This is a genomic window from Xanthocytophaga flava (assembly GCF_030068545.1).
GTDB classification, from domain to species: Bacteria; Bacteroidota; Bacteroidia; order Cytophagales; family 172606-1; genus Xanthocytophaga; species Xanthocytophaga flava.
Window position 1 is genome coordinate 29380 of the sequence record NZ_JASJOR010000008.1, and the last position, 18434, is coordinate 47813.

Consider the following 18434-nt stretch of genomic DNA (forward strand, 5'->3'; position numbering starts at 1 on the left):
TATTAAAGAACTGAATGATTCATGTCTGAAATGGGACAGTTGACAGGTTTATATTTTGTAGTATGTATGTTAAATACTTTGCTTCCAAAGTTATGTGAATGTAGTTATTGAGACTTCCCAACGCTTTTACACACAGTATGTGGAACCTTCCAGCTAGTTTCTTTCCTGATTGCTTTCAACAAGCAAACCATAAAAGGAATAGTATGATTATATGTCATACTATTCCTTTTATAGGATTTAACCAGTAGTATGACTTTCTCTGAAAAAATGGTAAATACCTTGTTCTGATTGCTGAACTAACCTACCTTCACTTTCTTTATTCAGGGATTGTCTCTACCACTATTTCATTTTCTTTGGTATCATAATATGTACAAGTCATCGTATCAAGGCATACAAACCATTTCTCAATTCCTGTTTCTGCGCAAATTTTGCAGAATGTATAGTAATCTGAATGTCCCTGCTGATGTAGTTTCAGTTCATAGCTGAATTTCACTTTATCTGTTGTTGAGGAAATAGGTAGTTTATCATACATGGGATTGGATTGGGTTTGATACCCTTCTTTTCCAAAATAGGTGGTATGGCTATCTAATACCCAGGTTTCAAAAGCTGTTACACCTAATTGTTTGATTTCCCGAATATAGATAGGGAAGTCGGCTCCACTTTTTACTTTGGCATGTGCAGATTTAACTTGTTCGACTGTAAACATGGTCTCTTTGTTTTATTGATTGAACATGTTACAAAGGTCAGGCAAAGAAGAATCCTAAAATTGTAAAAAATCGTTTTTCTAGAGTGCTCTTCTGAAATTTTCAGGAGTAGTTCCGGTAAATTGCCGAAAGTCTTTGATAAAATGTGCCTGATCAAAGAATAGATGAAAATAGCCAATCTCTGTGAGCGACTTGGCATTGTTTAACGATTCAATAACCGCATTGAAGCGGACTATTGACGCAAACTTCTTAGGTGTGGTACCGACTTCTTTTCTAAAGCGTTTTTCAAACGGACTTTGGCTGATACAGAGTTGTGTGTTGAGATCTGAAATCTTTATGGCTCCTTGGTTTTGGTAAATAAGCTTTACTGCTTCCAGAACTAGTCTGTCAGGCTGAATGTCTTTAAGTTGTGATAACAGAAACTGTTCAACTATCTGTATACGTTGTGTATCTGTATGTGCTAATACCAGCTTTTCTTCTGTTTCTGTAATGGCATACCGATTGAATATAACATTAAGTGGCACACTTTGATGAAACAGTTCGTGGGCTGGACAATGAGTAAATGCACTAAGGCCAAGTTCTGTAAAATAGACAAGGATAGTACCAATATCAGAAGTGTTTCTGAATAGTTTGAAACTATTCATCAGCCCTGTAATACCTGATGGATTCAGATTAGTTTCGGTTTCGCTTTCTATAGAAAATAATTGTCCCTTGTACTGAAATCCGATAACCAGACTAGTAGAAGGAAAGATTTTGTAAGTACTTTCCAAGGTGTTTTCAGACACGACAAAGTGTTTTATGTAAGGTTTGAGTCTGTCTGTTGGTATGACCTTGTCAAATTTCATGAGTGTGCTAAAAGCTGATGGATGCAGATGCTAAAGATACAGGATTTTTATACGTCATGGTTTTTATCTGAAACAGAATGTTTACAGATCTGAGTATAGACTAGTGGAAAAATTTCGTTAGCGGGGTGTTGCTGAAATAGCAAGACTGCAAAGCAAGCAGTGTATTAGCAGCAAATAAAAACACCCTGAAACATGTTTGACTTTTATGTCAGATTTGTTTCAGGGTGCTACATTAGTACAGAGGAGACTTAAAATTCACAGGCAAGTTTTACGCCATAGAATCGTGGTTCCTGTGTGTATTTGATTTTGGAAGGATTGACATCTGTGTACCCTGAATCATAGAAATATCTGCGGGCATGATTGGTATATAGCAGATTGTTGGCAAACGCACTCAGTTGAATATTTTCAGTTAGTTTATATTCTACTGACAGATTCACTCTCAAATCCGTTTTATAGATATTATTTTTACGTACCTCTGCCACATAAGCTCTTACCTGATCTGCAAACTGTGCACTTACATTGCTAACAGCCGTCTGGTAAGCAGATAATCCGTCGTTTGAACCTGCAAAGTTCCACAATACACGAGTATCCAGATGCAGTACCAGTTTTTGGTTTAGTAGATTATACGTTACAAACAGCTTAGAGATATTCTGTGCGTAGTTATTTAAGTGCTTTTCTGTTCCTTTAATATAAATAGTATCTTTAGTATTATCATCTTTGGTATAGATAACACGTTGATTATAATCGGCATAGCTTATACCACTACTTGTCTGGCCTGGAGCTAGTTTCCAGTCAATAAGATTTACCAGGGCATGGTTAATACCTGCTGAGAGGTTTTTAGTTTTGTAGGTTACTGTAATCTCAGCACCTGCCGTTTTTGCTTTTCCTACCTTTACCACTCCAGCTGCGCTGCTTGACCATCCCAGTACTTCTGTTACATTGTAGTATGCGTTGGCTTCGGTAACTAAATTCGGGCTATGTACATAGGTATATAATACTTCGGCTGCCTGCAATTTTTCGGCTTCCGATACACGTCCGTGGCGATGTTCTACCAGCATCTGTGCAGCTGTATTCATACGGGTAGACTGCAATCCTACCAGTCGTAATGTATGTTTATCAAAGTCCATTAATAAGGCAACGCGAGGGGAAAGCAACCAGTCAGAGTATGTGTCTTTATCCGTTCTGGCTGACATAAGTAAGCTTATTTTTTTGCTGAATGCATAGCTTCCTTCTCCATAGAAGGATACCGTATTGGTAGTCCATCCCTTGCCTACATACACACCCTGAGATGCCAGAATCTGGTTGCCGGTTACGGAAGTTACGCCTGTATTGGCCACAGCTAATACGCTGGCATCACTCAGAATCTCTTTCTGATCACCCAGACGGATGTCAGACGCAGATTTTAACCAAGGAGCTGCCCATTTATTGTTGGTTACTTCTGTACCTACTGCTCCCTGAAATTTATTTTCCTTGTCTTTATAGGTAAGTACAACCTTGCCAGTCATTTGTCTTTCAGAATACTGATACAAGGCATGACGTAAGCTGGACAGATCAGTGATACTTGTAATATCACGTAGTTTCAGGCTATCCATATTGGCATTGGATAGGGCAGAGGAAGTCTGGTAACGGAAGCTGGCACTATTCTCATTGTCATAGATCAAGCTTGTATTCAGATCTAGCTGATCATTCAGTGTAAATTTCTTTTCAGCTACAGCCAGAAACTGCTGGTGTTTGTTGTACATACTAGGAACTACATCCCCTTTGTATACAGGTTTATTGCTGGTATTGAAAGATGAAAGCGCTTTATATCGGTCAAACGAGTGACCATACATTCCGGCCTGATTGTAACGCGTGAAAAACTTATATCCTTTACCAAAGTCAAAGTCGGCGATAAATTTCAGCTGAGGTATATTGCGGGCATCTCTCATGTAAGGGTTTACTGCTGTTGGGGCCTTCATTTGTGATGGTAAGCCATAATCTGTAAATGTCTTGGAGGTAAATACGTCAGGCTGGTTAATGCCATCCGTAGATTGTATGCTGCCATAGAACATACTTTTTACTCCTGTTGCAGATTTGCCTGAAGTATATAGATTTACACCACGTGACTCATAAGCTGATTTATAGTTCACAGATCCACCAGTTACACTTTCGCCATTCGCTCTTTTGGTAGTAATGCTGATTACACCTGCAATAGCACCAGGACCGTACGTTACTGAGCCAGGACCACGTACCACTTCAATTTTCTCAATATCATCCAAATCCCAGTTGGAGATTTCAGAAACCATTCCTTTGTGTGCACGGTTGTTTACCACTACTCCATTCACAAGCAACAAAAATTTGAGGTTTCTGTCAGAAACAATCCCTCTCATACCTGCTGCCATTCCTTCAGAAGTATGATCTAGCCAGAAGAATCCTGGTACATAGGTTTCCAGCAGATCCATCATGTTTCGGCTGGCACTGACTTTAATATCTTCTCTGGTAATAACTGTTACGGCTACAGGTTTTGAAGATTGTTTTATATTTACAAGTGTACCTGTAGGTATTTCTATAGAAAGTAATTCTTCCAGTGTCATTTCCAGCAGTTCTTTTTGAGTTCCTGCCTGGGTGGTATCACTTTGTGCCAACACATTCTGTAAAAACAGCAGTGTGATAACTGCTGTCAGCGATACTTTTTTAAAACTCATTAAAAACGAGTAAACCTGATTCATAGTTGTTGCTTTAGTATTGAAAATCAAAGAGAAGCAAGCAAACATAGATTGTTGCTTGTGTTTTGGTGAATAATCCGGATCTGTCTGTTGTGTTACTTGTAAAGTCTTCAAATGATTCTAAGTGGCATCACCTCGAATCATAAACGTCTATCTGCTGTGTATCTCATTCTTTGTCTACCAATCTCAGATACTATCTTGCTTTTATCTGATATATGGATGGAAATGACCTTTTTGTCCAAAACTCGTAGAAACGATTCTAATGTTTAACAAATGAAAACGGATGAGAATAATCTTCTTTGGATATAAAGAGAAAGAAAAGAAGTGCTTTCAGTAGTTCAGTTGTAATACTAATTGCTCATTACCAGTTTCACGACACATTCTTAAGCGGTTTTCTTGATTAGACTGACTTACACAGAGAAGCAGATAGCATGTAAGGACAATAGTTAGTATACAACAGATCAGTATATTCAAATGGGTTGTAGATTAAGTTTGTTTTGTGGAAGTTAGTGTATATAGCATCTATCTTACATAGCGTATATACATATAAGACGAACGTGCGCAGTAATCCATCTCACTAACCTGAGTGCAAGTTAGCTACAGATGTAAATCCAAAAAAAGGAAATAAGCAGATATTCTATGTTTATGTAATATTGTTACTCTATTTGGTAGTATCTGTTCTTAAACGAGTATGCTTTTTTATAATGCATTGTCTGCTTCTAGTGTTCTGTAACTATACATAGAAGTGATTGAGATAGTTTGTACGGATAAGCCTGGAAGTATATATTTAAATTATGGATAGAAATTCCAGTGTTAGAAATAAGTATATCTATGCAAAGTTGTGAAAGTATTTTACGGGGTTTTTAGTAAACATGCATATTGTAATGATACCTTATTATTGGTAGGGCATAGAATTCGTTACCAGGCTACTTAGTGTATGGAGTAAAGTTGATTTATTCGACAAAATGTGATTTTTTGAGCTAGATATCACAGTATTATTTTGTGAATTATAAATTTCTTCATTTTTACTGGAAATACTAATGCTGTAAAAATGTTGATTCTTTTTGCAAAATGTCAAGAAAAATAACCAGTTACGTTTTGCAGACATTACAAAAACTATAAATTAGATAAAATGAAAGACGAATACTTTAAGATCTTTCCTTCTATGAACCGAATGGATTTGGTCTTACGGGATACTGACTACAATCTGATAACAGAGCTAAAATATGAGTATGGTACCTCAATAGGTATTGTTAATTTGGATGGGCTGGAATATTCATTTGAAAAGAAATCAAGGAAAATTGTCAGTTTGTTGTGTAATCAATCAGTTCGTAGTGAGATACATTTTGTCGTTGACTATCCCTGGGAACGGTTTGCATATTTTCAGATAAATAATGAAAAATTTATTTTAAAACATACCTTTTCTGAAGCAGGAATACGACTACTGAAATCTGACTCTTCTCTTGTTTTAAGGATGAAATGGAAGCTATATGCAGAAGAAAAGGACAACTGGTTCATTCGTTTCTTTTTCAAAAATAAATATTATCTGGTTCAGATTGTAGATGAAATGATAGAGAGATCTCAAATACTTGCATTCGTACTGATCTGTGCATATTGTATGCAAGTATTCCTTTATGAAAATTCTGATGAGTAGAAGTGAGTTTGGACTTGGAATCAGACATTTTGCTTTGGGTGAATAGAACTGATTCTGATTTTAAAACACTATATTCTTCAGTAAGAATAACGATTTTATTATAATCAACTTTACAACTTTTTATACATATAAGCATCTATATTCTATACTCAATTCAAAAACATATGATATTCATCAAAGAGGCTTGGTTACTTTTATGGCTATTTTTTCTCTGGACAACCGCTTTTACACAATCATACCCTAAAAAACTGATAGCTCAGCTGGATACTATAATCCAGGCAGATCAGCAGTATCGTAGTGTGGCAGCAAGGCAGTCTGCCAAAACTCCAGAAGAAGAAGCAATTCAGATGCGAAAACAAAGTGCTATTGACATTACTAATATGGCTAAAATAGATAAGATCATTGCTGAGTATGGGTATCCGGGAAAATCACTTGTAGGAGAGAAGTACCAATCTGTAGCTTTGATGGTGATTCAGCACAATGATCCGGCAGCCAGGGAAAAATACCTGCCTTTATTGGTAGAGGCGGCAGGTAAAGGAGAGGTAAATGCATCATCCGTTGCGATAGTGATAGATCGAGCTAAAATAGATAAGGGCGAAAAACAAATTTATGGTTCGCAGTTGAATGAGACTAAACAAGGCGTCAAACTGATGCCTATCGAAGACGAGCCTAATGTAAATGTACGTCGGGCAAAAGTAGGTTTGCCACCATTGGAAGTATACCTCAAGCAATGGAATATGAATTACAAGCTTCCAACTACAACCAATCCTAATCCAACTGAATGGTATTATGTACCAGAAGCTCGTTCGGAGTCAGCCGTAGAACTCATAGGGGGTGATAAGGCTTTATATAGCAAACTCCTCTATCCGGCTAAGGCCAAGGAGAATAACATTTCTGGTTTTGTGACAATAGAGTTAACAATTGACAAAAATGGAATGCCTAAAAATCCAGTAGTAGTTAAATCATTGGGCTACGGTTGTGACGAAGAAGCTCTTCGGATAATCAAAGAAGCCCGGTTTACCAATACCTCAGGGGAGGAGGCAGAAATGCGTATTCAGTTACCCTTTCCTTATGTCAAATAAGAGTAATGTCGTGACTGACTTTTTAGTATTGGCTGAAAGCCAATACTATCAGGATAGTGCTTTTGTTCTGAGAGATTTTTGGGTAGAATTAATGTAATTCTACTTTTAAGCTAGATTTTCAAGAGCATTATTAATATCAGAGAGATAAATCTGATCTGGTATCTCAACCTACCCATCATTTAATTGAGAATGAAACACCCTACATTCAGTATCATGGTATGAATGTAAGGTGCTTATCTCAAAATAGTATTTCCAGTGAATAAAATCTCTGAATATTAAGCCGCACTCAGCTTTTCCACAGACTGTTTCATGCGAATACTTTGGAGGATATTTTGAACAGTTTCCAGATCTGTTGAGTGTTGTTCGCATTTTTCTTGTTTGTGATCGACTGTAAATGTGCAGATAAACAGATTGTTACCTATACCTGTAATCCAGTAATATACAAACAGATCTCCATCATCCTGCTGAATATTTTTTCGGAAATGAGCACAGTCAAAATCGCCTAGCTGGATACGATTGGCTCCCTCGTTTTTTAGTACCTCATCCTGAATAAAAATAGAGGCAATGTCTTTGCTGGGGTTTCTACGTCTGGCTAAACGGAAAGGAATAATACGCAGATTACCAGTCCAAGAATTAGTATCAAAGAAGGCATAGGCACCATCTTCACCACAATCGTATTCTTCCCAGGAAACAGGAAGTTCCATGCTAAACCATCCATTTTCTGATGTGTAGGTCTTCATTGTAATGTATGCTGAGTTTATAAGTGATACATATACTCCTTGTTCACAATGGATTAGATACTTTGAATTTCAAAAGTATGAGATAGCAGACAGGCTATTTTCTGAAAGAAAGTTAGGAAATATATATAAAATATAAAAGAAATTATTGAATTTTTTGTGGTGGTATTGATAAGAGTGATGCGGATAGTTGCTCTACAGACCATTGCTTTATACAAAAGATGGCTGGTAGAGGATTAGTTTTGTGGTTATAGGGTATATAACAGATGCTGAGAAGCTTACGGATGAAGTTCGATATAGTGGCTAATAGAATAATATAGGTTTTTGAGAACTTTCTATCTATCGCTCCATCTGTAGTAAAAAGCAGTCCATTTGAAGATGTGTAGTATGTTCTTACTTCCAGAATTTGGTACCTATAAGTAAGGCTAACAAACTTTTCTTTTATTTTTGTAATCAGAGCGGAGCAGATCTGATAAGTAGATATACCAAATTCTGTACTCCAAACCAACTTACTTCCTTCTATTCTGTAACAGTGGAGTAAAGTAGTAAACCTATAAAAAAATCTTACTTTTTATTGATTCTTTTCCGATATTCGGCTGGACTCTGATCTGTATATTTTCTGAAAATGCGTGTAAAATGGCTTTGATCCGAAAATCCAGTCAGATAAGCAATCTCAGCAAGAGAATGAGAGGAGCCTTGTAGCAAATCCATTGCCTTTTCAATCCGTAGTTTACGGATATACTCGCCAAAAGACAGATTGTTAAAATATTTAGAAAACTCACGCGATAAATAAGCCGGATGAATATTGAGTCCTTCGGAAATCTCTTTCAGGCTTAAACTCAAATTTGTATCAATCTGATCCTGTATAATTTCCTTTAGATCTTTTGCCCATCCTGGCATTTTACCTGGATGTGATTTTTTTTCGTTCAGATAAGTATTGAATACCTGTAAAAAAAGTCGCTCGGTAGGAGATTGCATATGTTTTTCTTTCTGTAAGTGTTTGGCCCAACTATAAAGTGAATCATAGATCAGCATTCCCTTTTCCAACAACTCATAGTCATCTGTAATATTAAACGCTAGTCCTGCCGAAATGGCCCATAAGCCTGATGCCTGAGCTGCGAGGGAATGATCATCTGTATCGGCTCCACGAATAATAGGCGCAATACTATGTAAAGCAGGATCGGTAAGCTTGTATTTACTCAGAAAGTAATCAAAGGTGCACTGATCTTGGTAATGGGTAAACTCTGCTTCGGGAATGTCAAATGGAATCGCATTCAGGTCTTGTGCCATTGCCTGAATTTGTTCATATGGAACAAAAATAAATTCAGCCTCCGGATCAATAAACCGCCTGATCAACCAGGGACAAGCTATACGATCTATTTTGGGGCGTTCACGGGTAATCCATTTCATATGTTTTACATCGGGTAGTAAGTGTCATTCTTCCAGAGGTCTTAAAAACTTTTTAAGTACTGGGATCAACTCCATAGCGTCCTAAGGTTTCAAAGGAAGCTTGTCTGGCAAAGGTAAAGTCTTTCCCTAAACCGTACCAATACACCAGGGTGAAAAAGCAGGTTATTCATTTTAATACTGCAACATATTTTAGTAATATTAATGCAGCAACTGGCTCAATATACTGCTACTGAATCGAATGACTGTACTAAGGTCATTTATATAATGTGTCAGAATAATGTGCTATCTGTCAATGGATTATGTGACGAGAATAAATCATACTGAAAAAAACTGGAAAGGAGTTTTCTGAAATATGTAGGCTATACCCCAAAACATTATTACCGTATTGTTCGCTTTAACAAAGCCCTGAGGCAGATGCAACTTAATCAGAAGTCTCTTACTGCTATTTCGCATGATTGCGATTATTATGATCAGTCGCACTTTATCAAAGACTTCCGGCAATTTACTGGAACTACTCCCCGCCAGTTTCAGTACGAAACTCATCACATTGCTAATTTTCTGATTAGCCAGCAACCTGTCTAAAATTTACAATTTTCTTTGTGTAAGACATATTAGTTTTGACGACAGATTAAACAATCTATCTTTTCTGTCTTGTTCTTTGTCAAACCACTTGTTACACGTTTATCTTTTAGCTTACCCGTGATGGTTCTGGGGACTCTTATTTCCGGACTATGCTGGTATGTATCCTGTGGATTGTCTGTTGAGTATGGGTGGCTTATCTGGATAGCGCCTGTACCAGTGTTGATTCTTTCATTTTAGACAAGTAGAGGAACTACTTTTCTGATAGCATTCACTGCCTATCTGATAGGAAGACTTAGCTGGTTTTCCTATCTGGAATCTGTGGCTACGTTGATACCTGCCATTATTTTTGCTCTTTATATATTTCCATTGGTTTTTGCTTGTATCATACTTATCCGCAGAACAAATGTTAAGAGCCTAGGAGTAAAGCTAAAAATAGGGTTCTAGATATCAAATAGTATATAAGCCATTTTTATTGGAATTAATTGTTTCTTATCAAAAGTCTCTTCTAAACACGAGAGATTTTTGATAATTTGAGTGTGGTTGAAATTATTGTGTAAACACTCTTCTAATACAGTGCTTTAGTTGTAGATAGTTGATTAATAGTGTTTTATGTACTATTATAAATAAGTAGGATTTCCAAAGCCGAACACTGTGTGTTCCTTTATTGATAAAGGTATAGAGTGTTAAATTTATTATTTAAATAGTATTGTTTAGGATAATTCGTAGTTTTATTCAGGTGAAATAGTATATTTGCGAATCGCGGTTTTATGTGTCATTTGTATATGTGAAATTGTGTAAAAATGACACATTTATAATTGTTTGCTTCATACTATATACCTATCAGATCCATTTTATGAAACAACTACTTATTGTTATTCTATTTTTTTCCATGACAGGTGGATTCTCCCAACAACCAGGCTTAGCTCTCTGGTATAAACAGCCTTCGGGTGATGTTTGGGAGAATGCACTACCAATTGGGAATGGAAGGCTGGGAGGGATGGTATATGGAAATGTTCCAAAGGAAATCATTCAACTCAATGAGCATACTGTATGGAGTGGCAGTCCTAATCGCAATGATAATCCAGATGCATTGGCTTCATTGCCTGAAGTAAGAAAGCTGATTTTTGAAGGACATTACAAAGAGGCGGAGAAACTTACCAATCAATCAATTTTAACCAAAAGGTCGCATGGACAAAAGTTTCAGCCTGTAGGTAATCTGGAGATAACCTTCAATGGTCATGACAACTATAGTAATTATTACCGGGAACTGGATATTAGCCGGGCAGTAACAAAAACTTCCTATACCGTAGGAGGAGTTACCTATACTCGTGAAACATTTGCTTCACTTCCGGATAAAGTGATTGTCATGCAGCTGACCGCCAGCAAACCAGGCAACTTGTCCTTTTCAGCAACCTATTCCTGTCCACATAAGAGTTCTTCTGTAGTTTCTACTGCATCCAACGATCTGGAACTTACCGGTGTTACCAGTGATCATGAAGGAGTAAAAGGGATGGTTAAGTTTAAAGGAATCACCCGGATTAAATTAAATGGCGGGACTCTTTCCAAAACAGATAGTTCTCTACTTATAAAAGGTGCCAATTCGGCTACTATTTTTATTTCTATTGGGACAAATTTCAATAATTATAAGGACTTAGGCGGGGATGAATCCAAACGCGCTGAAACGTATGTGAAGCAGGCTTCCTCCAAATCTTTTGCTTCATTGTTAAAAGGACATGTAGCAGCATATCAACACTTGTTTAATCGGGTAAAACTGGATTTAGGTTCCTCCAAGGATAGTCAGGTTCCAACAGATGAACAGCTTAAGAATTTTCGGAATACCAACGACCCAGCGTTGGTTGTATTGTACTACCAGTATGGACGCTATCTATTGATTTCTTCTTCACAACCAGGTGGACAACCTGCGAACCTTCAAGGGATTTGGAACAACAAAATGAGTCCCCCTTGGGATAGCAAATACACCATTAATATCAATACCGAGATGAACTACTGGCCAGCTGAGAAGACCAACCTGACTGAGCTACATGACCCTTTATTTCAACTGGTGAAAGAACTATCTGAAACAGGACAGGAAACTGCCCGTGTAATGTATGGTGCCAGAGGATGGATGGCCCATCATAATACCGATATCTGGCGAATCAACGGTCCGGTAGATGGTGCTTTCTGGGGCGTCTGGAATGCTGGAGGTGGCTGGTTGAGTCAACATCTCTGGGAGCATTATCTGTATACTGGGGATAAGGCGTTTCTGGAGTCCGTTTATCCTATTTTAAGAGGGGCATCTTTGTTTTATGTGGATTTTTTAGTGGAACACCCTAAATACCACTGGCTGGTGGTGGCTCCGGCTAATTCACCAGAAAATGCACCAAAAGCTCATGAAGGATCATCACTGGATGCAGGTACGACAATGGATAATCAGATTGTGTATGATGTGTTTAGTTCCACTATTCGTGCTGCTGAGATTCTAAATAAAGATGCCTCTTTTGTGGATACATTAAAACAGAAGCGCGGGCGTCTAGCACCTATGCATATTGGTCAACACAACCAGTTACAAGAGTGGCTGGATGATGTAGATGATCCCAACGATCATCATCGTCATATTTCTCATTTGTATGGCTTGTTTCCATCCAATCAGATCTCACCTTACCGGACACCTGAATTATTTGCTGCAGCCCGTAATACACTTACACAACGAGGCGATGTCTCTACAGGCTGGAGTATGGGATGGAAAATAAACTGGTGGGCTAAAATGCTGGATGGTAACCATGCCTACAAACTGATTCAAAATCAACTTACGCCACTGGGAGTTAATCCGGATGGTGGCGGAACATATACTAATCTGTTTGATGCTCATCCCCCTTTTCAGATTGATGGCAATTTTGGTTGTACCTCTGGTATTACCGAGATGCTGATGCAAAGTTCAGATGGAACTGTGCATCTATTGCCTGCTTTACCTGATGCCTGGCCAGGTGGTACTGTAAGTGGACTGAAAACCAGGGGTGGTTTTGAGATTGTAAACATGGAGTGGAAGGATACCAAATTAGTAAAACTGGTAGTAAAGTCAATTCTGGGAGGAAACCTTCGTTTGCGGGTGCCTAATAAATTAAAGTTGAATAATGGAACGGGTTTAAATCAGGCTACAGGTAAGAATCCCAATGTGTTTTATCAGACGGAAGACACTCCTGCACCGATTGTTTCACCTAAATCGACTATTGCAGCACTTGCCTTAAAAGAAACTGTGTTATATGATTTGCCTACACAGAAAGGAGGAATCTATACACTGGTGAGTAAGTAACCTGTATTCTCAAATACTAAATATAATGATCTTATAAATACATCTGTTTTATCTAATGAAAAGCCACTTCTTTACTTTTACAATGAGAATAATACCCGAATCCTGCAAAAGCAGAACAAGCAAAAAGAGTAGAAGACTTGTACTGAGTATGATTGTGTATTTGGCTGTTTCCCTGACTGTAGTAGCACAGTCTGCCAGACAACAAACCACATCTACAGGAAAGAAAATCAGTCCTACTTTATTCGGGTTGTTTTTTGAAGACATCAATTATGCTGCAGATGGCGGACTCTATGCCGAAATGATACAAAATCGTTCGTTTGAATACACTCCGGCAGACCGCAGAGAGTGGCATTCGCTTACCAGTTGGGAATATATTACGCCTGTGTTTTCCTATGGTTCACTGAATGTAGAAACCAATAAGCCTATTCACCCAAACAATCCTCATTATGCTGTACTGACTATCGAACATGTGGGACAGCCAGGTGTAGGGGAGAATAGCAAGATTCCGGAGAATAAAGGAGTACCAGGTGTTGGAGTTAAAAATCTTGGGTATGATTATATGGTTGTAAATGCTGGGGAAAAGTATGCATTCTCTCTGTTTGCCTGCCAGTTATCAGCAACTCCGGTTGCACTTACCGTAAGTCTGCAGGACCCCAGAGGAAAAATACTGTCGGAAAGTAAGCTGACTGTTAATTCAAAAGATTGGAATAAATATACTGCTACTCTTACAGCTTCTGAACGAAGCGATAGCACATCTCTTGTTATTTTGGGTACTACGCAAGGAAAAGTAGGGATAGATATAGTCTCTCTTTTTCCGGAAAATACCTTCAAAAATCGTCAGAATGGACTCCGGGCTGATCTTGCTCAACTGCTTGCCGATATGAAACCAGCCTTTATTCGTTTTCCGGGTGGGTGTCTGGCTCATGGAGATGGACTGGGAAATATGTATCGCTGGAAAAATACAATAGGACCTGTCGAACAACGGGTAGAACAACGAAATATCTGGGGGTATCATCAGACAGCTGGTTTGGGGTATTATGAATATTTTCAGTTTTGTGAAGACATTGGGGCAAAGCCACTCCCTGTATTGCCTGCTGCGGTTAGTTGTCAGAATTCGGGTGGTACCTGGCGTATTGGAGGTACAGGTCAGAAAGCAATACCTATGGATGAAATGAAGGATTACATTCAGGAAGTGCTGGATCTGATTGAGTGGGCGAATGGCTCTGTTTCCTCTACTTGGGGAGCTAAACGGGCCGCTGCAGGTCATCCCAAACCTTTCAATCTGGAATTTGTCGGTATTGGAAATGAAGACAAGATCACGCCTGAGTTTGAAGAACGATTTAAGTTGATTTATGATGCTGTGAAAGCCAAACATCCTGAAATCACTGTTATTGGAACTGTTGGACCATTTCCGGATGGAGAAGACTTTACCAAAGGCTGGAAATATGCCAATAACCTGACTGTACCTATGGTAGACGAGCATTATTACCAGCAACCTGACTGGTTTGTCAGGAATCAGTATCGTTATGATGCGTATGATAGAAAACAATCCCATGTATATCTGGGAGAATATGCTTCTTGGGGAAATAAGCTGAAAAATGCAATATCCGAAGCGATCTATATGACAGCTCTAGAACGAAACGGCGATGTAGTGGATATGGCCTCATACGCACCTTTGCTGGCTAAGAAAAATCATACTCAGTGGAAGACAGACATGATCTTCTTTGATAATGAAAAGGTTTGTTTGACTCCTAACTACTATGTGCAAAAACTTTTTACGGCTAACCAAGGCGACTACTATTATGATAAGATCGTTTCTAAAAACAGCAAAGATTCGACTTTGGCAGCTTCCTGTGTGAAAGATAGTAAAACAGGGGATATTATTCTCAAACTTGTAAATGGCGGAACTGCTTCTCAATCTATGAAGATAGACCTTTCAGCCTTTAAAAAGCTGGCTTCACAGGCAGAGCAGGTTGTGATCGCAGGTAGTGCAGAGGCTGAGAATACACTGGAAAATCCCCAGGCTATTGCTCCTGTACAATCTAAGATCAAGGTAAGCAAGTCTTTTCAATACAATGCACCTGCTATGTCACTAACTGTCATTCGAATCAAAACACAAAGCTGAGCCATACCGAAAAATGATGAACAAATTTTTAGTTGTACTCTTTTTGCTTGTTTCACTTGGAGTAGTTGCTCAAACGAAGCAGGCTCATAACCCTATCTTGTTTGCAGATGTTCCGGATATGGCTATTCTTCGTGTAGGGAATACCTATTACATGAGCAGTACTACCATGCATATGAGTCCGGGTGTGCCAATTATGAAATCCACCGATTTAGTCAACTGGCAACTGGTCAGTTATGCTTACCAGACCCTGGCTGATATGGATGAATTAAATCTTACGAATGGAAAAAGCACGTATGGTCGTGGTTCATGGGCAAGTAGTTTGCGATACCATAAAGGAACTTACTATGTTACGACATTTGCGCAAACTACTGGAAAGACCTATATCTTTACGACAAAAGATATAGAGAAAGGTCCCTGGAAAGTAGCTTCTTTTGCTCCTTCCTATCATGATCACTCTTTGTTCTTTGATGATGATGATCGTGTCTATCTGCTTTATGGAGGTGGCAAACTGCGACTGGTAGAACTCAATGCAGATGCTTCGGGTGTAAAGCCCGGAACAACAGAACAGGTTGTTATTGAAAATGCCAGTGTTCCCGCCGGAGAGACTATCGGCTTGCCTTCTGAAGGTTCACAGCTATTCAAGGTCAATGGGAAATATTATCTGTTTAATATCACCTGGCCCAAGGGAGGAATGAGAACCGTTGTTATTCATCGTGCAGATAAGATTACAGGTCCTTATGAAGGACGAGTAGGCTTACAGGATTTGGGAGTAGCTCAGGGAGGGTTGATTGATACACCAGATGGCAAATGGTATTCCTATCTCTTTCGTGATTTTGGTGCTGTGGGACGAATTCCTTATCTGGTTCCTGTCAAATGGGAAAATGGCTGGCCTGTGTTGGGAGATAATGGTAAAGTACCTGAGGTTCTTGACCTACCTGCCAATAAGAGCTTAATTCCAGGTATTGTAGCATCTGATGATTTTACCCGTAAAAAAGGTGAGCCTGCATTACCATTGGTATGGCAATGGAACCATAATCCGGATAATACACTGTGGTCTGTCACGGAACATAACGGCTATCTGCGACTTAAAACGGGACGTATTGATTCTTCTTTTCTCTTGGCCAGAAACACACTGACACAACGAACCATTGGACCAGAATGTGCTGGTTCTACGAAAGTGGATGTAACTCAAATGAGAGAAGGGGACTTTGCCGGATTGAGCCTGTTACAGAAGAACTATGGTTTGGTAGGAGTTAGGGTTAAAGATGGAAAGAAAGAGATTGTCATGATTAATGCAGAATCTGGAAAGCCTGTTGAACAACAAAGTATTCCACTTTTACAAAATACTATCTATCTGAAAGCTAATTGTAACTTTATCAACATGACTGATAGTGCACAATTTTATTATAGCCTGGATGGAAAGTTATGGAAGAAAATCGGACAACCACTAAAGATGAAATATACACTTCCTCATTTTATGGGATATAGGTTTGGCTTGTTTAATTACGCTACCCGGACTACAGGGGGATATGCTGATTTTGATTATTTCCATATTGAGAATCATATTGAAAAAAAGAATTAATACTTATATCTGACTACTTTCATTAAAATCTAAAGTAACAGATATAATAAGTGGTCTATCAGGTGGACAGATAAAAGAATATGTATTTTTACAGGAATACATTCTTTTATCTGTTTTTTATTTTGATATATTTGAGTGTGTAAAGCCTCGTTTTACACATTGCCTGTCTGATAATACTAGTGTTTTTACTTTATACTATGAGATCAACCCTACACCTTTTCATTTGTTTTTTTACATTTTTGAGTGTAACTTATTCATCTTCAGCACAAACGCCTGTTGAAGTACTACCTTCAGGGCATATTATCATCAAGGCTTCTGTCAATGGAGTAGAAGGAAAATTCTTTTTTGATACAGGTGGAGGAATTAACCTGCTCACCAAAAAGTTTGCAGACAAGGTGAAGAATATAAAAAAAGAAGACGGCTATTTTACAGGTTTCAGAGCTACCGGAGAACGTTTGGATGTACCATTATACAAGGCACAGACTATCTCAATCGGAAACTGGACATACAAGCAGCCTACCCTCACGATTCTGGATGTCGATCTGGCTTCCTATGATGGACTGATTTCCATGAATCTTTTCGAAAATCAACCTTTTACCCTAGATCTTAATCAAAATCTTTTTACACTGGAAACAGCTAAATCTCTGGATAAAAAACAGGGACAGAAGGTTGGTTTGCAGATTCAAAAGGAAAGAGGAGTTGCTGTTAGTCTTTTTACCTATGTTGTGCTCAATGAGACAGATACACTACAATTTAGTCTGGATTCAGGAGCAGGAAATAATACGTTTAGCATCCATTCACGATATGCACAAAGTACAGGTATTGATTTGTCAGATACTACAAAAGTAAAATCGTTCCTTCGAAAAAGTGAATTTAATCCCAATGTACAGACAGGGTACTATGTAACCTCTGTTAAAAAGCTGCAATTGAAAGATGCTGCACCTGTTAACATAGAAAACTTCACCACCCGATTTACTACGGATCTCATCTATGATGGAATCATGTCTATCAATTGGTTTGGTAAGGTCATCAGCATTGATATTAAAAATGCAACTATGATTGTAGGGAAGTAAGGAATAATCGAAAGGTGGAAGTTATTAACTTCCACCTTTCGATTATTATTTTATGTTGGTTTTTTGATTAAATGGACTACAATAGATCACATTAGAGGAAATAGTAGGGTTTGTTTACCATAGACTGGACTTAGGTATTCAATGCGATCTGGAAAATCCTGGCGTTGCCAAGGTGGATCGATGGGCACTGAGTTTATTTTTTGCCCGTCTAATGTCATCAGGTATGCTTCTAACTCATCCTCAATTAAAACAAAATGTCCAATTTGCTCAAGCCAGGGATGGCAGAATGCATGTTCATGTTGAATAGTCATTTTATTTAAAAGATTAAAAACCGCCCATTGGTTACCTGACCTAAAGAACAACGTTTTTGTCTCTGGGATAAATAAAAAAATTTCTTCTGTAATAACCTCAGAATGACCCCTCCAGTCAAATTGAATCCTAACCTTAACCGTATCAGATATATTACTATTAGAATATCCTTGAATATATACAAGAGAAGAGGCACATACTTTGTCATTACTATACACTTTTTCCAGACATAGTATGTCTTTATCTGCTATTTCTAATGGATATAATTCATTTTGTATAATAAGTGTTAGTCCACTCATGTTTTTTGTTTTGAAAC

Annotated in this window: 13 protein-coding genes; 7 read left to right on the top strand and 6 right to left on the bottom strand. The window is 38.2% G+C overall.

What is annotated here, in order from left to right; genetic code table 11:
* Positions 1-316: 316 nt before the first annotated feature.
* The 3 genes from QNI15_RS13475 to QNI15_RS13485 all read right to left on the bottom strand — a co-directional run bounded on the left by QNI15_RS13475 (position 317) and on the right by QNI15_RS13485 (position 4257).
* Positions 317-706, bottom strand: coding sequence for a DUF1398 domain-containing protein (locus tag QNI15_RS13475; RefSeq protein WP_314032142.1), 390 nt, complete (start codon positions 704-706; stop codon positions 317-319).
* Between the two features lie 78 nt (positions 707-784).
* The gene (locus QNI15_RS13480; RefSeq protein ID WP_314032143.1) at positions 785-1549 is read right to left on the bottom strand and encodes a helix-turn-helix domain-containing protein; all 765 of its coding nucleotides are present in this window, start codon (positions 1547-1549) and stop codon (positions 785-787) included.
* A gap of 248 nt (positions 1550-1797) precedes the next feature.
* Positions 1798-4257, bottom strand: a complete 2460-nt coding sequence (locus QNI15_RS13485; RefSeq protein WP_314032144.1) for a TonB-dependent receptor plug domain-containing protein — start codon at positions 4255-4257, stop codon at positions 1798-1800.
* 1129 nt (positions 4258-5386) lie between these two features.
* Between QNI15_RS13485 and QNI15_RS13490 the strand changes: the two genes are divergently transcribed.
* Both QNI15_RS13490 and QNI15_RS13495 read left to right on the top strand, forming a co-directional pair.
* Complete coding sequence (locus tag QNI15_RS13490) at positions 5387-5908, top strand: hypothetical protein (RefSeq protein WP_314032146.1); 522 nt, start codon at positions 5387-5389, stop codon at positions 5906-5908.
* 164 nt (positions 5909-6072) lie between these two features.
* Complete coding sequence (locus QNI15_RS13495; protein ID WP_314032148.1) at positions 6073-6990, top strand: energy transducer TonB; 918 nt, start codon at positions 6073-6075, stop codon at positions 6988-6990.
* 275 nt (positions 6991-7265) lie between these two features.
* Here the strand turns inward: QNI15_RS13495 and QNI15_RS13500 are convergent, their stop codons facing one another.
* Entirely contained in the window at positions 7266-7730 is a 465-nt protein-coding gene (locus tag QNI15_RS13500) for a DUF3805 domain-containing protein (protein ID WP_314032150.1), read from the bottom strand.
* A 561-nt stretch (positions 7731-8291) separates the two neighbouring features.
* Complete coding sequence (locus QNI15_RS13505) at positions 8292-9137, bottom strand: chromate resistance protein ChrB domain-containing protein (protein WP_314032151.1); 846 nt, start codon at positions 9135-9137, stop codon at positions 8292-8294.
* Positions 9138-9467: 330 nt separating this feature from the next.
* Between QNI15_RS13505 and QNI15_RS13510 the strand changes: the two genes are divergently transcribed.
* The 5 genes from QNI15_RS13510 to QNI15_RS13530 all read left to right on the top strand — a co-directional run bounded on the left by QNI15_RS13510 (position 9468) and on the right by QNI15_RS13530 (position 17809).
* Positions 9468-9719, top strand: coding sequence for a helix-turn-helix transcriptional regulator (locus QNI15_RS13510; protein WP_314032289.1), 252 nt, complete (start codon positions 9468-9470; stop codon positions 9717-9719).
* A gap of 853 nt (positions 9720-10572) precedes the next feature.
* Positions 10573-13029, top strand: a complete 2457-nt coding sequence (locus QNI15_RS13515) for a glycoside hydrolase family 95 protein (protein ID WP_314032153.1) — start codon at positions 10573-10575, stop codon at positions 13027-13029.
* 148 nt (positions 13030-13177) lie between these two features.
* The gene (locus tag QNI15_RS13520; RefSeq protein ID WP_314032154.1) at positions 13178-15154 is read left to right on the top strand and encodes an alpha-L-arabinofuranosidase C-terminal domain-containing protein; all 1977 of its coding nucleotides are present in this window, start codon (positions 13178-13180) and stop codon (positions 15152-15154) included.
* 16 nt (positions 15155-15170) lie between these two features.
* On the top strand, positions 15171-16736 hold the full coding sequence (locus QNI15_RS13525) for a glycoside hydrolase family 43 protein (protein ID WP_390902192.1): 1566 nt from the start codon (positions 15171-15173) through the stop codon (positions 16734-16736).
* A 197-nt stretch (positions 16737-16933) separates the two neighbouring features.
* On the top strand, positions 16934-17809 hold the full coding sequence (locus QNI15_RS13530; RefSeq protein WP_314032156.1) for a retropepsin-like aspartic protease: 876 nt from the start codon (positions 16934-16936) through the stop codon (positions 17807-17809).
* Positions 17810-17895: 86 nt separating this feature from the next.
* Here QNI15_RS13530 and QNI15_RS13535 read toward each other — a convergent pair whose 3' ends face one another.
* Positions 17896-18417, bottom strand: coding sequence for a hypothetical protein (locus QNI15_RS13535; protein WP_313992490.1), 522 nt, complete (start codon positions 18415-18417; stop codon positions 17896-17898).
* Positions 18418-18434 lie beyond the last annotated feature (17 nt).

What these genes read in the sequence shown, in the direction of transcription:
- QNI15_RS13475 (WP_314032142.1), bottom strand. Translation starts at nt 706, where the DNA reads ATGTTTACAGTCGAACAAGTTAAATCTGCACATGCCAAAGTAAAAAGT.
- QNI15_RS13480 (WP_314032143.1), bottom strand. Translation starts at nt 1,549, where the DNA reads ATGAAATTTGACAAGGTCATACCAACAGACAGACTCAAACCTTACATA.
- QNI15_RS13485 (WP_314032144.1), bottom strand. Translation starts at nt 4,257, where the DNA reads ATGAATCAGGTTTACTCGTTTTTAATGAGTTTTAAAAAAGTATCGCTG.
- QNI15_RS13490 (WP_314032146.1), top strand. Translation starts at nt 5,387, where the DNA reads ATGAAAGACGAATACTTTAAGATCTTTCCTTCTATGAACCGAATGGAT.
- QNI15_RS13495 (WP_314032148.1), top strand. Translation starts at nt 6,073, where the DNA reads ATGATATTCATCAAAGAGGCTTGGTTACTTTTATGGCTATTTTTTCTC.
- QNI15_RS13500 (WP_314032150.1), bottom strand. Translation starts at nt 7,730, where the DNA reads ATGAAGACCTACACATCAGAAAATGGATGGTTTAGCATGGAACTTCCT.
- QNI15_RS13505 (WP_314032151.1), bottom strand. Translation starts at nt 9,137, where the DNA reads ATGAAATGGATTACCCGTGAACGCCCCAAAATAGATCGTATAGCTTGT.
- QNI15_RS13515 (WP_314032153.1), top strand. Translation starts at nt 10,573, where the DNA reads ATGAAACAACTACTTATTGTTATTCTATTTTTTTCCATGACAGGTGGA.
- QNI15_RS13520 (WP_314032154.1), top strand. Translation starts at nt 13,178, where the DNA reads ATGATTGTGTATTTGGCTGTTTCCCTGACTGTAGTAGCACAGTCTGCC.
- QNI15_RS13525 (WP_390902192.1), top strand. Translation starts at nt 15,171, where the DNA reads ATGAACAAATTTTTAGTTGTACTCTTTTTGCTTGTTTCACTTGGAGTA.
- QNI15_RS13530 (WP_314032156.1), top strand. Translation starts at nt 16,934, where the DNA reads ATGAGATCAACCCTACACCTTTTCATTTGTTTTTTTACATTTTTGAGT.
- QNI15_RS13535 (WP_313992490.1), bottom strand. Translation starts at nt 18,417, where the DNA reads ATGAGTGGACTAACACTTATTATACAAAATGAATTATATCCATTAGAA.